The organism is Enterobacter cloacae complex sp. 372C4 (assembly GCF_050030615.1).
Taxonomy (GTDB): domain Bacteria; phylum Pseudomonadota; class Gammaproteobacteria; order Enterobacterales; family Enterobacteriaceae; genus Enterobacter; species Enterobacter intestinihominis.
In genome coordinates, this window is sequence record NZ_JBLGUQ010000001.1 from 2,189,434 (window position 1) to 2,203,168 (window position 13,735).

General features: G+C 55.6%; 14 protein-coding genes. 12 read left to right on the forward strand and 2 right to left on the reverse strand.

Annotated features, from left to right (window positions below; genetic code table 11):
• Positions 1 to 7 precede the first annotated feature (7 nt).
• The gene (locus ACQG11_RS10555) at positions 8 to 814 is read right to left on the reverse strand and encodes a dienelactone hydrolase family protein (protein ID WP_023299052.1); all 807 of its coding nucleotides are present in this window, start codon (positions 812 to 814) and stop codon (positions 8 to 10) included.
• A gap of 259 nt (positions 815 to 1,073) precedes the next feature.
• On the opposite strand from ACQG11_RS10555, the gene udp reads away from it, so the two are divergent.
• The 9 genes from udp (at position 1,074) to tatD (ending at position 8,984) form a co-directional block, all read left to right on the forward strand.
• Positions 1,074 to 1,835: a uridine phosphorylase gene (udp, locus tag ACQG11_RS10560; RefSeq protein ID WP_003860792.1), complete on the forward strand. Its 762-nt coding sequence runs from the start codon at positions 1,074 to 1,076 to the stop codon at positions 1,833 to 1,835.
• A 139-nt stretch (positions 1,836 to 1,974) separates the two neighbouring features.
• Entirely contained in the window at positions 1,975 to 3,432 is a 1,458-nt protein-coding gene (gene rmuC / locus ACQG11_RS10565; RefSeq protein ID WP_023299053.1) for a DNA recombination protein RmuC, read from the forward strand.
• Between the two features lie 66 nt (positions 3,433 to 3,498).
• Positions 3,499 to 4,254, forward strand: a complete 756-nt coding sequence (gene ubiE / locus ACQG11_RS10570; RefSeq protein ID WP_022646673.1) for a bifunctional demethylmenaquinone methyltransferase/2-methoxy-6-polyprenyl-1,4-benzoquinol methylase UbiE — start codon at positions 3,499 to 3,501, stop codon at positions 4,252 to 4,254.
• A 13-nt stretch (positions 4,255 to 4,267) separates the two neighbouring features.
• Positions 4,268 to 4,873, forward strand: coding sequence for a ubiquinone biosynthesis protein UbiJ (ubiJ, locus tag ACQG11_RS10575; RefSeq protein ID WP_022646674.1), 606 nt, complete (start codon positions 4,268 to 4,270; stop codon positions 4,871 to 4,873).
• Positions 4,870 to 6,510, forward strand: coding sequence for a ubiquinone biosynthesis regulatory protein kinase UbiB (gene ubiB / locus ACQG11_RS10580; RefSeq protein WP_022646675.1), 1,641 nt, complete (start codon positions 4,870 to 4,872; stop codon positions 6,508 to 6,510). Before ubiJ ends, ubiB begins: the two co-directional genes overlap by 4 nt.
• Before the next feature lie 76 nt (positions 6,511 to 6,586).
• Positions 6,587 to 6,841 carry a Sec-independent protein translocase subunit TatA gene (tatA, locus tag ACQG11_RS10585; RefSeq protein WP_022646676.1) on the forward strand — a complete coding sequence of 85 codons (255 nt, stop codon included), beginning with the start codon at positions 6,587 to 6,589 and terminating at the stop codon, positions 6,839 to 6,841.
• A 3-nt stretch (positions 6,842 to 6,844) separates the two neighbouring features.
• Entirely contained in the window at positions 6,845 to 7,387 is a 543-nt protein-coding gene (gene tatB / locus ACQG11_RS10590; RefSeq protein ID WP_022646677.1) for a Sec-independent protein translocase protein TatB, read from the forward strand.
• A gap of 2 nt (positions 7,388 to 7,389) precedes the next feature.
• Entirely contained in the window at positions 7,390 to 8,160 is a 771-nt protein-coding gene (gene tatC, locus ACQG11_RS10595) for a Sec-independent protein translocase subunit TatC (protein ID WP_022646678.1), read from the forward strand.
• A 41-nt stretch (positions 8,161 to 8,201) separates the two neighbouring features.
• Entirely contained in the window at positions 8,202 to 8,984 is a 783-nt protein-coding gene (gene tatD, locus ACQG11_RS10600) for a 3'-5' ssDNA/RNA exonuclease TatD (protein ID WP_426728356.1), read from the forward strand.
• Here tatD and rfaH read toward each other — a convergent pair.
• A complete protein-coding gene (gene rfaH, locus ACQG11_RS10605) occupies positions 8,981 to 9,472 on the reverse strand; it encodes a transcription/translation regulatory transformer protein RfaH (RefSeq protein ID WP_032626529.1) in 492 nt (163 codons plus the stop codon). The two genes, tatD and rfaH, sit on opposite strands and share 4 nt — an antisense overlap.
• A gap of 172 nt (positions 9,473 to 9,644) precedes the next feature.
• Here rfaH and ubiD point away from each other — a divergent pair, with 172 nt between their 5' ends.
• From ubiD to ACQG11_RS10620, 3 genes are all read left to right on the forward strand, one after another.
• Entirely contained in the window at positions 9,645 to 11,138 is a 1,494-nt protein-coding gene (gene ubiD / locus ACQG11_RS10610) for a 4-hydroxy-3-polyprenylbenzoate decarboxylase (protein ID WP_100248966.1), read from the forward strand.
• Positions 11,139 to 11,177: 39 nt separating this feature from the next.
• A complete protein-coding gene (gene fre / locus ACQG11_RS10615; RefSeq protein WP_003860778.1) occupies positions 11,178 to 11,879 on the forward strand; it encodes an NAD(P)H-flavin reductase in 702 nt (233 codons plus the stop codon).
• A 217-nt stretch (positions 11,880 to 12,096) separates the two neighbouring features.
• On the forward strand, positions 12,097 to 13,716 hold the full coding sequence (locus ACQG11_RS10620) for an ABC-F family ATP-binding cassette domain-containing protein (protein WP_426728357.1): 1,620 nt from the start codon (positions 12,097 to 12,099) through the stop codon (positions 13,714 to 13,716).
• The last annotated feature ends 19 nt before the right edge of the window (positions 13,717 to 13,735 follow it).

A 13,735-nucleotide genomic window follows, 5' to 3' on the forward strand; every position in this document is an offset into this window, starting at 1 on the left:
TTTGCTTTTACGCTTTTTTCCCGCCGTACTGGCTAAACCATGTCAGCATCCGCTGCCAGCCATCTTTCGCCGATTCCGCATGATAGCTCGGACGATAATCGGCATTAAAGGCGTGCCCGGCTTCCGGATACACCACAATTTCCGCCTTCGCGTTTGCTGCGCGCAACGCATGGCGCATGGTCTCGACCGTATCAAGCGGGATCCCGGTATCCTGACCGCCATAGAGCCCCAACACAGGCGCATTTAAATCCGTGGCAATATCAACAGGTTGCTTCGGTGAATTCAGCGTTTTTTCACCCACCAGCTTGCCGTACCAGGCCACGGCCGCTTTTAGCTGCGGGTTATGCGCGGCGTACAACCAGCTAATGCGTCCGCCCCAACAGAAGCCAGTCACCATCAGACGATGCGCATCGCCACCGTTGCGCGCTGCCCAGCTGGCAACGTGGTCGAGATCGGCCAGCACCTGCGCGTCCGGCACTTTGCTGACCAGGTTGCTGAACAGCGTCGGGATGTCACTGTAATCATTCGGATCGCCCTGACGGAAATAGAGTTCCGGCGCAACGGCCAGGTAACCTTCCAGCGCCAGACGGCGGCAGAGGTCGCGAATATGTTCATGAACGCCAAATATTTCCTGCACCACGATCACGATGGGCAGCGGGCCATCGGCGGATTTTGGCCGCGCGTGGTACGCTGGCATGTTCTCTCCCTGGGAGGGAATGGAGGTCTCGCCTGCGGTAATGGCCTCTTCAGGGGTTGAGACGATGGTTGAAGCATGCGGGGCCGCAGCAGGTGCAAAACCGGTTTTTTCAGTCATGGCATTCTCCGTACCAATGAATGGATTAGCGCAAAGATAAATATAGACACCAGGTTAACAACCCACAGTGCCTTATAGCGTCTATCTTTTGTGCAGCACCCGGCGATATAACTTGTTAATGTGATGTGAATCACTATTTTATGGAAATTAACTGCAATCATTTTCATTCATGGTGAGGTGTGTCACGAAATAATGCACATTGCTTCTGTAAAGTACCGTTTTACTTCTTCTGACAAACCGACCCACAGAGGAGTCACCTATGTCTAAGTCTGATGTTTTTCATCTCGGCCTCACTAAAAACGATTTACAAGGGGCTACGCTTGCTATCGTCCCTGGCGATCCTGAGCGTGTGGAAAAGATCGCCGCGCTGATGGATAAGCCGGTTAAGCTGGCAGCGCATCGCGAATTCACCACCTGGCGCGCAGAGCTGGACGGTAAAGCGGTGATCGTGTGCTCTACCGGTATCGGTGGCCCGTCTACCTCTATCGCCGTTGAAGAGCTGGCACAGCTGGGCATTCGTACTTTCCTGCGCATTGGCACCACAGGCGCCATTCAGCCGCACATCAACGTGGGCGACGTGCTGGTTACCACCGCATCCGTGCGTCTGGACGGGGCAAGCCTGCACTTTGCACCGATGGAATTCCCGGCAGTGGCTGATTTCGAATGCACCACCGCACTGGTTGAAGCGGCGAAATCCGTGGGCGCCACCACCCATGTGGGCGTCACGGCATCATCCGATACCTTCTACCCGGGCCAGGAGCGTTACGACACCTTCTCTGGTCGCGTGGTGAGCCGTTTCAAAGGCTCAATGGAAGAGTGGCAGTCGATGGGCGTCATGAACTACGAAATGGAATCTGCGACGCTGCTGACCATGTGCGCAAGCCAGGGTCTGCGTGCCGGTATGGTGGCGGGCGTTATCGTCAACCGTACCCAGCAGGAGATCCCGAACGCTGAAACCATGAAGCAGACTGAAAGCCATGCGGTGAAAATCGTGGTTGAAGCGGCGCGCCGTCTGATCTAATTCTCTCTTCAGTGCTAAAAGGCCGACATGCTCGGCCTTTCTTTTTTGCGTAACGCCTCGCAGGAAAACCCTTTCAAACTGGACGTTCATACAGCACAATTCTATTTTGTGCGGGTTACACGTGGATGCAGGGGGCATTGTGGATATCTCAATCCTGGTTTATGCGGTAGTTGCGCTGGTGAGCGTGGGGATTGGCTGGCTCATTTGCGGCTACCAACATGCTCAGCAGAAAGCCGATCAGCTGGCAGAGCGCGAAGAGATCGTCGCCGAACTCAGCGCGACGAAACAACAGCTTGCGCTGTGTGACCACTGGCGCGATGAGTGTGAACTGCTCAATAACGAACTGCGCAATCTGCGCGACATTAACACCTCGCTGGAGGCCGATCTCCGGGAAGTGACCACCCGCCTTGAATCCACCCAACTGCACGCCGAAGACAAAATCCGTCAGATGATCAACAGCGAGCAGCGTCTTAGCGAGCAGTTTGAGAACCTTGCGAACCGCATTTTTGAGCACAGCAATCGCCGCGTGGATGAGCAGAACCGCCAGAGCCTGAACAGCCTGCTGACGCCGCTGCGTGAACAGCTGGACGGCTTTCGCCGTCAGGTGCAGGACAGCTTTGGTCAGGAGGCTCGCGAGCGCCACACGCTGGCGCATGAGATCCGTAATCTCCAGCAGCTGAATGCGCAGATGGCTCAGGAGGCGGTTAACCTGACGCGCGCACTGAAAGGTGATAACAAAGCGCAGGGAAACTGGGGCGAAGTGGTCATGACGCGCGTGCTGGAGGCCTCTGGCCTGCGTGAAGGATACGAATACGAAACGCAGGTCAGCATTGAAAACGATGCGCGCTCGCGAATGCAGCCGGATGTCATTGTTCGTCTGCCGCAGGGCAAAGATGTGGTTATCGACGCCAAAATGACGCTGGTGGCCTATGAGCGCTACTTCAACGCGGAAGATGACTATACCCGCGAAACAGCGTTGCAGGAGCATATCGCCTCCGTGCGTAACCATATCCGTCTGCTGGGCAGAAAAGATTATCAACAGTTGCCGGGGCTGCGATCGCTGGATTATGTGCTGATGTTCATTCCGGTTGAGCCAGCCTTCCTGCTGGCGCTCGACAGACAGCCCGAACTGATCACCGAAGCGCTGAAAAATAACATTATGCTGGTCAGCCCCACCACGCTGCTGGTGGCGTTACGTACCATTGCCAACCTGTGGCGTTATGAGCACCAAAGCCGAAACGCACAGCAGATTGCCGATCGCGCCAGCAAGCTGTACGACAAAATGCGGCTGTTTGTGGACGATATGTCCTCGGTGGGGCAAAGCCTGGATCGCGCGCAGGATAACTACCGCCAGGCAATGAAAAAACTCTCCTCCGGGCGCGGCAATTTGCTGGCGCAGGCGGAGGCGTTTCGCAGCCTGGGGGTGGAAGTTAAACGCGAGATTAATCCGGAACTGGTGGAGCAGGCTACGGCTCAGGACGAAGAGTTTCGTCTGCGTGAAGGCGATGGTGAGCAAAATAGCCGCAATGAAGACAATGGGTTAGCGGCGAGTTTATCCCCCGAAGCGCAGTCGGCGCGTTTCTTTCACGGTGGTTGAAACGTAGGGCAAATGCGCCCAATCTGTTACACTTCACGAACATTTGACTGATTAGCAGGCTCTGAGATGGTTGACGATTCACAAGACACAACGCACTTTGGCTTTCAGACTGTCGCCAAAGCGCAGAAAGCTGACATGGTGGCCCACGTATTTCATTCCGTGGCGGCGAAGTACGATGTGATGAATGATTTGATGTCGTTTGGCATTCATCGCTTGTGGAAGCGCTTCACTATTGATTGCAGCGGCGTGCGCCGTGGACAAAAGGTGCTGGATTTAGCCGGCGGCACAGGGGATCTGACCGCTAAATTCTCCCGTCTGGTTGGCGAAACCGGTCGCGTGGTGCTGGCAGATATCAACGACTCCATGCTGAAAATGGGACGCGAAAAGCTGCGTAACATCGGCGTGGTAGGCAACGTTGAATATGTTCAGGCCAACGCCGAAGCGCTGCCGTTCCCGGACAATACGTTCGACTGCATCACCATCTCCTTCGGCCTGCGTAACGTGACCGATAAAGATAAAGCGCTGCGCTCTATGTACCGCGTGCTGAAGCCGGGCGGCCGACTGCTGGTACTCGAGTTTTCTAAACCGATTATCGACCCGCTGAGCAAAGCTTACGATGCCTATTCCTTCCACGTTCTGCCGCGCATCGGCGAGCTGGTGGCAAACGATGCAGAAAGTTACCGTTATCTGGCCGAATCCATCCGAATGCACCCGGATCAGGACACGCTGAAAGCGATGATGCAGGATGCGGAGTTTGAAAACGTGGAATACTTCAATATGACGGCGGGTGTCGTCGCGCTGCATCGTGGTTACAAGTTCTGAGTGGAGGTTTCCCGTGCCCATTAAACCCTTAGTCACCGCAGGCATCGAGAATGTACTGAATGCCTTTCTGTATCGCGCCCCGGCGCTGAAAACCGCACGTCAGCGGCTTAACGGAAAGGTGCTGCGTATCGTTTTAAAAGAGTTCTCGACGCCGCTTGTGCTGGTCTTCAGCGAACGCCAGCTTGACGTTCTGGGGGAGTGGGAAGGCGAGGCTGACTGCTCGGTGATTACGCACATGAGCGTATTGCCAAAACTGCGTGACCGTCAGCAGATGACGGCGCTTATTCGCAGCGGTGAGCTGGAGGTCGAGGGCGATATTCAGGTAGTACAGAACTTCGTTGCACTCAGCGATCAGGCTGAATTTGACCCCGCGGAACTGCTGGCGCCCTATATCGGCGACATCGCGGCTGAAGGGATAAGCAAAACGCTGCGCACGGGTTCCACTTTCCTGCGTAAAGGCCTGCTCCGTCAACAGCGCTATGCTGCCGAGGTGCTGACCGAAGAGTGGCGTATGGCGCCTGGGCCTTTAGAAGTCGCCTGGTTTGCAGAAGAGACCGCGGCAGTTGAGCGCGCAGTTGATGCGTTAACCAAACGGCTGGAAAAACTGGAGGGCAAATGACGCCTGGTGAAATTCGGCGCCTCTATTTTATCGTTCGCACCTTTTTGAGCTACGGGCTCGACGAGCTTATCCCCAGAATGCGTATTACCCTGCCGCTTCGGCTTTGGCGTCGCACGCTGTTCTGGATGCCGAATCGCCATAAGGATCAGGAGCTGGGCGCACGCCTGCGTCTTGCGTTGCAGGAGCTGGGACCGGTCTGGATCAAGTTTGGGCAGATGCTCTCAACGCGTCGCGACCTTTTCCCGCCGCAGATTGCCGATCAGCTCGCGCTATTGCAGGACCGCGTCGCTCCGTTTGACGGAGAGAGAGCGAAGAAACAAATCGAAGAAGCGATGGGCAATATCCCCATCGAGACCTGGTTTGATGATTTCGACATTCAGCCTCTGGCCTCTGCCTCTATTGCGCAGGTTCACACCGCGCGCCTGAAGGAAAATGGCAAAGAGGTGGTCATTAAGGTGATTCGCCCGGATATCCTGCCGGTTATCAGAGCGGACATGAAGCTGATCTATCGCCTGGCTCGCTGGGTGCCGCGTCTGTTGCCGGATGGCCGCCGTCTGCGTCCGCTGGAAGTGGTACGGGAATACGAAAAAACGCTCATCGATGAACTTAACCTGCTGCGTGAATCGGCGAACGCCATTCAGCTGCGTCGAAACTTTGAAGACAGCCCGATGCTGTATGTTCCTGAAGTCTATTCTGACTATTGCAGTCAGAACATGATGGTGATGGAACGTATCTACGGCATCCCGGTCTCGGACGTGGTAGCGCTGGAAAAACAGGGCACAAACATGAAGCTGCTGGCCGAGCGCGGCGTGCAGGTCTTCTTTACTCAGGTTTTCCGCGACAGCTTCTTCCATGCTGATATGCATCCCGGCAACATTTTCGTCAGCTATGAGCACCCGGAAGACCCGAAGTACATAGGCATCGACTGCGGTATTGTCGGCTCGCTGAATAAAGAGGATAAGCGTTATCTCGCCGAGAACTTTATCGCTTTCTTCAATCGCGACTACCGTAAGGTGGCCGAACTGCACGTGGATTCAGGCTGGGTTCCGCCAGATACCAACGTGGAAGAGTTTGAATTTGCGATCCGTACCGTCTGTGAGCCAATTTTTGAAAAGCCGCTCTCAGAGATCTCTTTCGGGCATGTTCTGCTCAACCTGTTCAATACGGCACGCCGTTTTAATATGGAAGTGCAGCCACAATTAGTTTTACTTCAGAAAACATTACTTTACGTTGAGGGCGTAGGCCGCCAGCTCTATCCTCAGTTAGACTTGTGGAAAACCGCGAAACCGTTCCTCGAATCCTGGATTAAGGATCAGGTCGGTATTCCAGCCCTGGTTCGCTCGCTTAAAGAGAAAGGCCCGTTCTGGATTGAAAAAATGCCAGAAATTCCTGAACTGGTTTACGACAGTTTGCGTCAGAGCAAGAACCTTCAGCACAGCATGGATAAAATCGCGCACGAGCTTCAATCCAGTCGCGTGCGTCAGGGGCAGTCCCGCTATCTCTTCGGAATTGGCGCGACGCTGCTGATAAGCGGCACGTTGCTGTTGATCAATCGTCCGGACTGGGAAATGATGCCAGCCTGGATTATGGCTGCCGGTGTGGTTGTCTGGCTTGCTGGCTGGCAAAAAACACGCTGAATTAGCGTCGCTATCGAGGGATTGCATACGTATAATGCGATCTGACTAATTAATCATCTATCACTGGGGAACACGCATGGGTGGTATCAGTATCTGGCAGTTAGTGATCATTGCCGTCATCGTTGTGCTGCTGTTCGGCACGAAAAAACTCGGATCAATTGGTTCCGACCTGGGCGCGTCAATCAAAGGCTTCAAGAAAGCCATGAGCGATGATGAGAATAAGCAGGAAAAAAGCGGTCAGGACGCTGATTTTACCGCTAAATCTATCGCTGATAAGCAGGACGAAGCCAAAAAGGAAGAGGCCAAACGTCACGATAAAGAGCAGGTGTAATTCGTGTTCGACATTGGTTTTGGTGAGTTACTGCTGGTCTTTGTGATTGGTTTGATTGTGCTGGGGCCGCAGCGTTTACCCGTTGCGGTAAAAACTGTCGTGGGCTGGGTGCGTGCGCTCCGTTCGCTGGCAACGACCGTGCAGAACGAGCTGGCGCAGGAACTGAAGCTTCAGGAATTTCAGGACAGCCTGAAAAAGGTTGAAAAGGCGAGCATGGACAACCTGACGCCGGAGCTGAAAGCATCCATGGATGAGTTGCGCGAAGCGGCTGAATCCATGAAGCGCTCATACAGCGTTAACGATCCTGAGAAGGCGAGTGATGAAGCAAACACCATCCATAATCCGGTGGTGAAGGGCAGCGAAGAGCAGCGCGAGGGTGTGACGCCTTCCAGCGCGGAACATCAGGCTGCTTCGCCAGAGCAATCGCCGCAGGAGCCCGAAGTGAAAAAGCAGGTGCCGCCGGAAGAGCCCGTGGTCAAAACGGCTGAGGTAAAACCCGCCGCGCCCGTTTCCGAATCATCCCCCTCGTCGAGTGATAAAGCGTAAACATGGCAGTAGATGATACTCAACCGCTGATTACGCACCTCATTGAGCTGCGTAAGCGTCTGTTAAACTGCATTATTGCGGTTTTCCTCATTTTTTTATGTCTGGTCTATTTTGCCAACGATATCTATCAGGTGGTTTCCGCACCGCTGATTAAGCAGATGCCGCTGGGCGCAACGATGATTGCAACGGACGTTGCTTCGCCGTTCTTTACCCCGATCAAGCTGACCTTCTGGGTGTCGTTGATTGCCTCTGCGCCGGTCATTTTGTATCAGGTCTGGGCATTTGTGGCACCCGCGCTGTACAGGCATGAACGCAAGCTGGTTATTCCGCTGCTGGTGTCCAGTTCGCTGCTGTTTTATATCGGTATGGCGTTCGCCTACTTCGTTGTCTTCCCGCTGGCCTTCGGCTTCCTGACGCATACCGCGCCGGAAGGGGTACAGGTGTCGACGGACATCGCCAGCTACCTCAGCTTCGTTATGGCGCTGTTTATGGCCTTTGGTGTCGCCTTCGAGGTGCCCGTCGCGATTGTCCTGCTCTGCTGGGTGGGGGTGACCACGCCTGACGATCTGCGTAAGAAGCGCCCGTACATCCTGGTGGGGGCATTTGTCGTAGGTATGCTGTTAACGCCACCGGACGTCTTCTCGCAAACCTTACTGGCGATACCCATGTACTGCCTGTTTGAAGTCGGCGTATTCTTCGCTCGTTTCTACGTCGGAAAGGGGCGTACCCGGGACGAAGAAGACGAGCCGTCTGAAGAGACCACTAAAGAATAAAACCAACCGCCCGTCAGGGCGGTTGTCATATGGGGATACGTATGTTTGATATCGGGCTTAACCTGACCAGCGCCCAGTTTGCGAAAGACCGCGATGAGGTGGTGGCGCGCGCCTTTGCCGCCGGCGTGAACGGGCTGTTACTGACGGGAACAAATCTGCATGAGAGTGAGCAGGCACGGCAGCTGGCGCAACGCTATCAACACTGCTGGTCCACCGCAGGCGTGCACCCTCATGACAGCAGCCAGTGTACGCATGAAAGCGCTGAGGCGCTTCATCGTCTGGCGGCTACGCCAGAAGTGGTTGCCATTGGCGAATGCGGGCTTGATTTCAACCGTAACTTCTCGACGCCTGAAGAGCAGGAGAAGGCATTTACCGCCCAGCTCGCGCTGGCTGCAGAGCTGGGGATGCCGGTGTTTATGCACTGTCGCGATGCGCATGAACGTTTTCTGGCGCTACTGGACCCCTGGCTGGAGAAACTGCCAGGCGCGGTGTTGCACTGCTTTACGGGCTCCCGTCAGGAAGCGCTGGATTGCCTGAACCGCGGGCTTTACTTGGGTATCACGGGCTGGGTGTGCGATGAGCGTCGTGGGCTGGGGCTGCGCGAGCTGTTATCCGTAATCCCGGCCGATCGTTTGTTGCTGGAAACGGATGCGCCGTATCTGTTGCCCCGGGATATGCAGCCCAAACCGGCATCACGACGTAACGAACCGGCTTATCTGGGACACATTGCTGAGCGAGTGGCGTACTGGCGCGGGGAAGATGCGCAGTGGCTGGCAGCCCAAACCGATGACAACGTGCGTCGTCTGTTCGGCGTGCAGTTCTAAACTTTGCGGAAATCGGTGTTTTTAACGCTCTGCAACACCTCTTTGTTCAGCAGGTTGAGCAGCAGCATAGAACGCGCTTCACCGTCTGGTTCAGCGAAGATGGCCTGTAACCCTTCAAAAGCGCCTTCGGTGATCACCACGCTGTCCCCGGCATAAGGGGTTTCCGGATCGGTAATATCTTCAGGCTGCTGGTAGACAGAGAGCTGATGAATAACCGATGACGGTACTCTTGCCGGATGGGCGCCAAAACGCACAAAATGGCTGACGCCGCGCGTGGCGCTGATCGTCGTGGTGTGGATCACTTCGGGGTCGAACTCAACGAACAGATAGTTCGGGAACAGAGGCTCACTGACGGTCGTGCGTTTTCCACGCTGCATTTTTTCAAGCGTGATCACGGGCGTCAGGCAGTTAACAGACTGACGTTCAAGATGTTCCTGTGCGCGCTGAAGTTGCCCGCGTTTGCAATACAGTAAATACCAGGCCTGCATAATCACTCTTCCCATTGTTCGGGGCGCAAGCATACCAAAACCCTGGCGGGATCGCTAAGGTGATTATAATGGCGAAAAAGAGAGTAAGTCGTGGAAGTTCACGCTAATTTAACAAAATTACAGCATCACGCGGTCTTACGCCGTATAATGAAGCGCTTACAGAGAGGCCATGATTAACTGCATGAAATACCACGATCTACGCGACTTCCTGGCGCTGCTGGAAAAGCAGGGCGAACTCAAACGCATTACGCTTCCTGTTGATCCGTATCTGGAAATGACAGAAATCGCTGACCGCACCCTGCGCGCGGGCGGCCCGGCGTTGCTGTTTGAAAACCCAAAAGGCTACGCCATGCCGGTACTGTGCAACCTGTTTGGCACACCTCGCCGCGTGGCGATGGGCATGGGGCAGGAAGATGTCACGGCGTTACGTGAAGTGGGCAAACTGCTGGCCTTTCTGAAAGAGCCGGAGCCGCCAAAAGGGTTCCGCGACCTGTTCGACAAGCTGCCGCAGTTTAAGCAGGTGTTGAATATGCCCACCAAACGCCTGCGCGGCGCGCCATGCCAGCAAATAGTGCTGGAAGGCGATGCAGTTGATCTGACCAAAATTCCCATCATGCAGTGCTGGCCTGAAGATGCCGCACCGCTGATTACCTGGGGCCTCACCGTGACGCGTGGGCCGCATAAAGAGCGTCAAAACCTCGGCATTTATCGCCAGCAGCTGATTGGCAAGAACAAGCTCATCATGCGCTGGTTGTCCCACCGCGGTGGCGCGCTGGATTTCCAGGAGTGGTGCGCGGCCCATCCGGGCGAACGCTTCCCGGTTTCCGTCGCGCTGGGTGCCGATCCGGCAACCATTCTGGGCGCGGTGACGCCTGTTCCTGATACGCTGTCGGAATATGCCTTTGCAGGGCTGCTGCGCGGCACCAAAACCGAAGTGGTGAAGTGCATCTCCAATGACCTGGAAGTGCCAGCCAGCGCAGAGATCGTGCTGGAAGGTTACATTGAACAGGGCGAGCTGGCACCCGAAGGGCCGTACGGCGACCACACCGGCTATTACAACGAAGTGGATAACTTTCCGGTATTCACCGTCACGCACATTACCCAGCGTGAAGATGCCATTTATCATTCAACTTACACTGGCCGCCCACCGGATGAACCGGCGGTACTTGGCGTGGCGCTGAACGAAGTGTTCGTGCCGATCCTGCAAAAGCAGTTCCCGGAAATTGTTGATTTTTATCTGCCGCCGGAAGGGTGTTCGTATCGCCTGGCGGTGGTGACGATGAAGAAGCAGTATGCCGGTCACGCTAAGCGCGTGATGATGGGCGTATGGTCTTTCCTGCGCCAGTTTATGTATACCAAGTTTGTGATTGTCTGCGATGATGACGTCAATGCCCGCGACTGGAATGACGTCATCTGGGCCATCACCACGCGTATGGATCCGGCGCGTGATACGGTGTTAGTGGAAAACACGCCGATTGATTATCTGGACTTTGCCTCGCCGGTTTCCGGCCTTGGTTCAAAAATGGGACTGGATGCCACGAACAAATGGCCTGGCGAAACCGACCGTGAATGGGGTCGCCCGATCGAAAAAGATCCTGCCGTGACCGCGCGAATTGACGCGATCTGGGACGAGCTGGCCATAATGAATAACGGTAAGGCAGAATAAGACCGTTTAGCCCTATAGACTTCCCGACAGAGAGAGCGAATGACAACCTTAAGCTGTAAAGTGACGTCGGTAGATGCTATTACCGACACCGTATATCGCGTCCGTTTGGTTCCTGAAGCGGCATTCTCATTCCGTGCCGGTCAGTACCTGATGGTCGTGATGGACGAGCGTGATAAGCGTCCTTTCTCTATGGCCTCAACGCCAGCAGAGAAGGAATTTATTGAGCTGCATATTGGTGCGTCTGAGCTTAACCTGTACGCGATGGCCGTGATGGATCGCATCCTGAAAGAGCGTGAAATCGTGGTCGATATTCCTCATGGCGAGGCCTGGCTGCGTGAAGACGAAGACCGTCCGCTGATCCTGATTGCCGGTGGTACAGGCTTCTCCTATGTCCGCTCTATTCTGTTGACGGCGCTGGCGCGTAATCCAAATCGCGATATCACCATCTACTGGGGCGGCCGTGAAGAGAAGCACCTTTACGATCTGTCTGAGCTGGAAGCGCTGAGCGTCAATCATCCAAACCTGCGCATCGAGCCGGTCGTCGAGCAGCCGGAAGAGGGCTGGCGCGGGCGCAGCGGCACGGTGCTGACTGCGGTATTGCAGGATCACGGAACGCTGGCCGGGCACGATATCTACATTGCCGGTCGCTTTGAAATGGCGAAAATTGCCCGCGACCTGTTCTGCAACGAGCGTGACGCGCGGGAAGATCGTCTGTTTGGCGATGCGTTTGCGTTTATCTGATTGTGAGACCCGCTTCGGCGGGTTTTTTACGCTCGGGCAATAGCGCTGGTGAAAATTTAACCTTGAAATGGGCGGCGCATTGCCGTTATTCTTGTTCCCGTTAAATTTCGCCCTCAGGAGCGCCCCCCAAAAATGAACAAACACGACTGATGAATTTCGATCCTTGCTCAACGCATCGCGTCGGCAGGGGATGTTTTGATTTCATTCAGGAGTGCTTATGGCTCATTTTGCGCAATCCCCCTCTTTTATTTTGCATCAGGTCACCTGTCAGTTTGCGACGGGCGATATCCTTTTTGGTCCACTGAATCTTTCTCTGGATGCGTCAGTGTGCGCGCTGGTTGGCCGCAACGGCAGCGGTAAAACACGCCTTCTGCGTCTGCTGGCAGGGGTTGATGAACCCGCCAGCGGTCACATTGAGCGCTTTGGTACACACGTCTATGTGGCGCAGCAGCAGGATATTTCTGCGGATACGACTCTTGCCGGACTGCTTGGTTACGACGCGATCTTTGCGGCGCGCACGCGCATCGACGGCGGTCATTATGAACCCGACGATCTCGACACGCTCGATGGTTACTGGGATCTGGCTGAACGGCTAAGCCAGGCTTTTATCGCTGCAAAACTTCCCTCTTTTGAGCCGAACAAACGCGCGGCAGAGCTAAGCGGCGGCGAGCGCATTCGTGCCTTGCTGTGCGGCGCATTCACCGCGGATGCTGATTACCTGCTGCTGGACGAACCGACCAACCACCTCGACAGGCAAGGCCGCGTGTGGTTCTACGAGCAGCTTTCCCGGTATCAGGGCGGGGTGCTGGTGGCCTCTCACGACCGTGAGTTGCTGGCCCAGGTACCGCGTATCCTTGAACTGAGCGCGTTGGGCTTGCGCAGCTACGGCGGGAATTATGCTGACTATCGAACCCAGCGTAATGCTGAGCAACTGGCTGCCCGCGCCGCGCTGGAGCATGCTGCCACCGAACGCAAGCGTACCCGCGCCCGTATGCATAAAGAGCATGACGACAGCCAGCGGCGTTCGGCCAAAACGCTTCGCACGGTCGACAGCCTTAACATCGCCTCGTTTGAACGGGTCAAATACAAAGGGGCGGCGAAAGAGCGGATTGGTTCCTGGAAAAAACAGCATAGCGATCAAAATCATGCCCTGAACGCTGCGGTTAACCAGGCACGCGAGCGGGTTGAAGAGGATAACGCGGTGATGTTTACCCTGCCGGGCAGTGAAATCCCGGAAGGAAAACAGGTGCTGGTGCTGGAAGAACTGGTGCTTCCGCACGTGCCTGTCTCCCCGATAAACTGGCGAATGGATGGCCCGATGCGCGTGGCGCTACGCGGGCCGAACGGCTGTGGGAAATCCACGCTGTTGAAAGTGATGTTGGGCGAAACCGCCCCTGTTACGGGAACCTGTAAGGTCTCCGTCAGATGTGCTTATCTCGATCAGCATCTTTCCCGGCTGGATCTGTCGCAGTCGGTGATGACACACCTTAGCCTGGGCAATACGCCGCTCGAAGAGGGGGCGCTGCGTACCCGTTTAGCGCAGCTTCAGCTGGGCGCGGAGAAAGTGACACTTCCACTGGCCGATCTAAGCGGCGGCGAGCGCCTGAAGGCCGCGCTGGCCTGCGTATTGTGGCGTGAAGCAGCAACGCAGCTGTTGCTTCTGGATGAGCCGACCAACCACCTCGATCTGGCTTCCGTTCAGGCCATTGAAGCGGCCCTGGCCGATTATCCCGGCGCGCTGCTGGTGGTGTCGCACGATGAAGCGTTTTTAGCAGGATTAAAGCTGACGCATGAGCTGGTGTGGGAAGAGTCGGGATGGCGATGTGAAAGCCTCTAAACACAAGCCCCCGCAAGGG

What these genes read in the sequence shown, in the direction of transcription:
- rfaH (WP_032626529.1), bottom strand. Translation starts at nt 9,472, where the DNA reads ATGCAGGCCTGGTATTTACTGTATTGCAAACGCGGGCAACTTCAGCGC.
- tatD (WP_426728356.1), top strand. Translation starts at nt 8,202, where the DNA reads ATGTTTGATATCGGGCTTAACCTGACCAGCGCCCAGTTTGCGAAAGAC.
- ACQG11_RS10620 (WP_426728357.1), top strand. Translation starts at nt 12,097, where the DNA reads ATGGCTCATTTTGCGCAATCCCCCTCTTTTATTTTGCATCAGGTCACC.
- tatA (WP_022646676.1), top strand. Translation starts at nt 6,587, where the DNA reads ATGGGTGGTATCAGTATCTGGCAGTTAGTGATCATTGCCGTCATCGTT.
- ACQG11_RS10555 (WP_023299052.1), bottom strand. Translation starts at nt 814, where the DNA reads ATGACTGAAAAAACCGGTTTTGCACCTGCTGCGGCCCCGCATGCTTCA.
- tatC (WP_022646678.1), top strand. Translation starts at nt 7,390, where the DNA reads ATGGCAGTAGATGATACTCAACCGCTGATTACGCACCTCATTGAGCTG.
- udp (WP_003860792.1), top strand. Translation starts at nt 1,074, where the DNA reads ATGTCTAAGTCTGATGTTTTTCATCTCGGCCTCACTAAAAACGATTTA.
- ubiE (WP_022646673.1), top strand. Translation starts at nt 3,499, where the DNA reads ATGGTTGACGATTCACAAGACACAACGCACTTTGGCTTTCAGACTGTC.
- fre (WP_003860778.1), top strand. Translation starts at nt 11,178, where the DNA reads ATGACAACCTTAAGCTGTAAAGTGACGTCGGTAGATGCTATTACCGAC.
- ubiB (WP_022646675.1), top strand. Translation starts at nt 4,870, where the DNA reads ATGACGCCTGGTGAAATTCGGCGCCTCTATTTTATCGTTCGCACCTTT.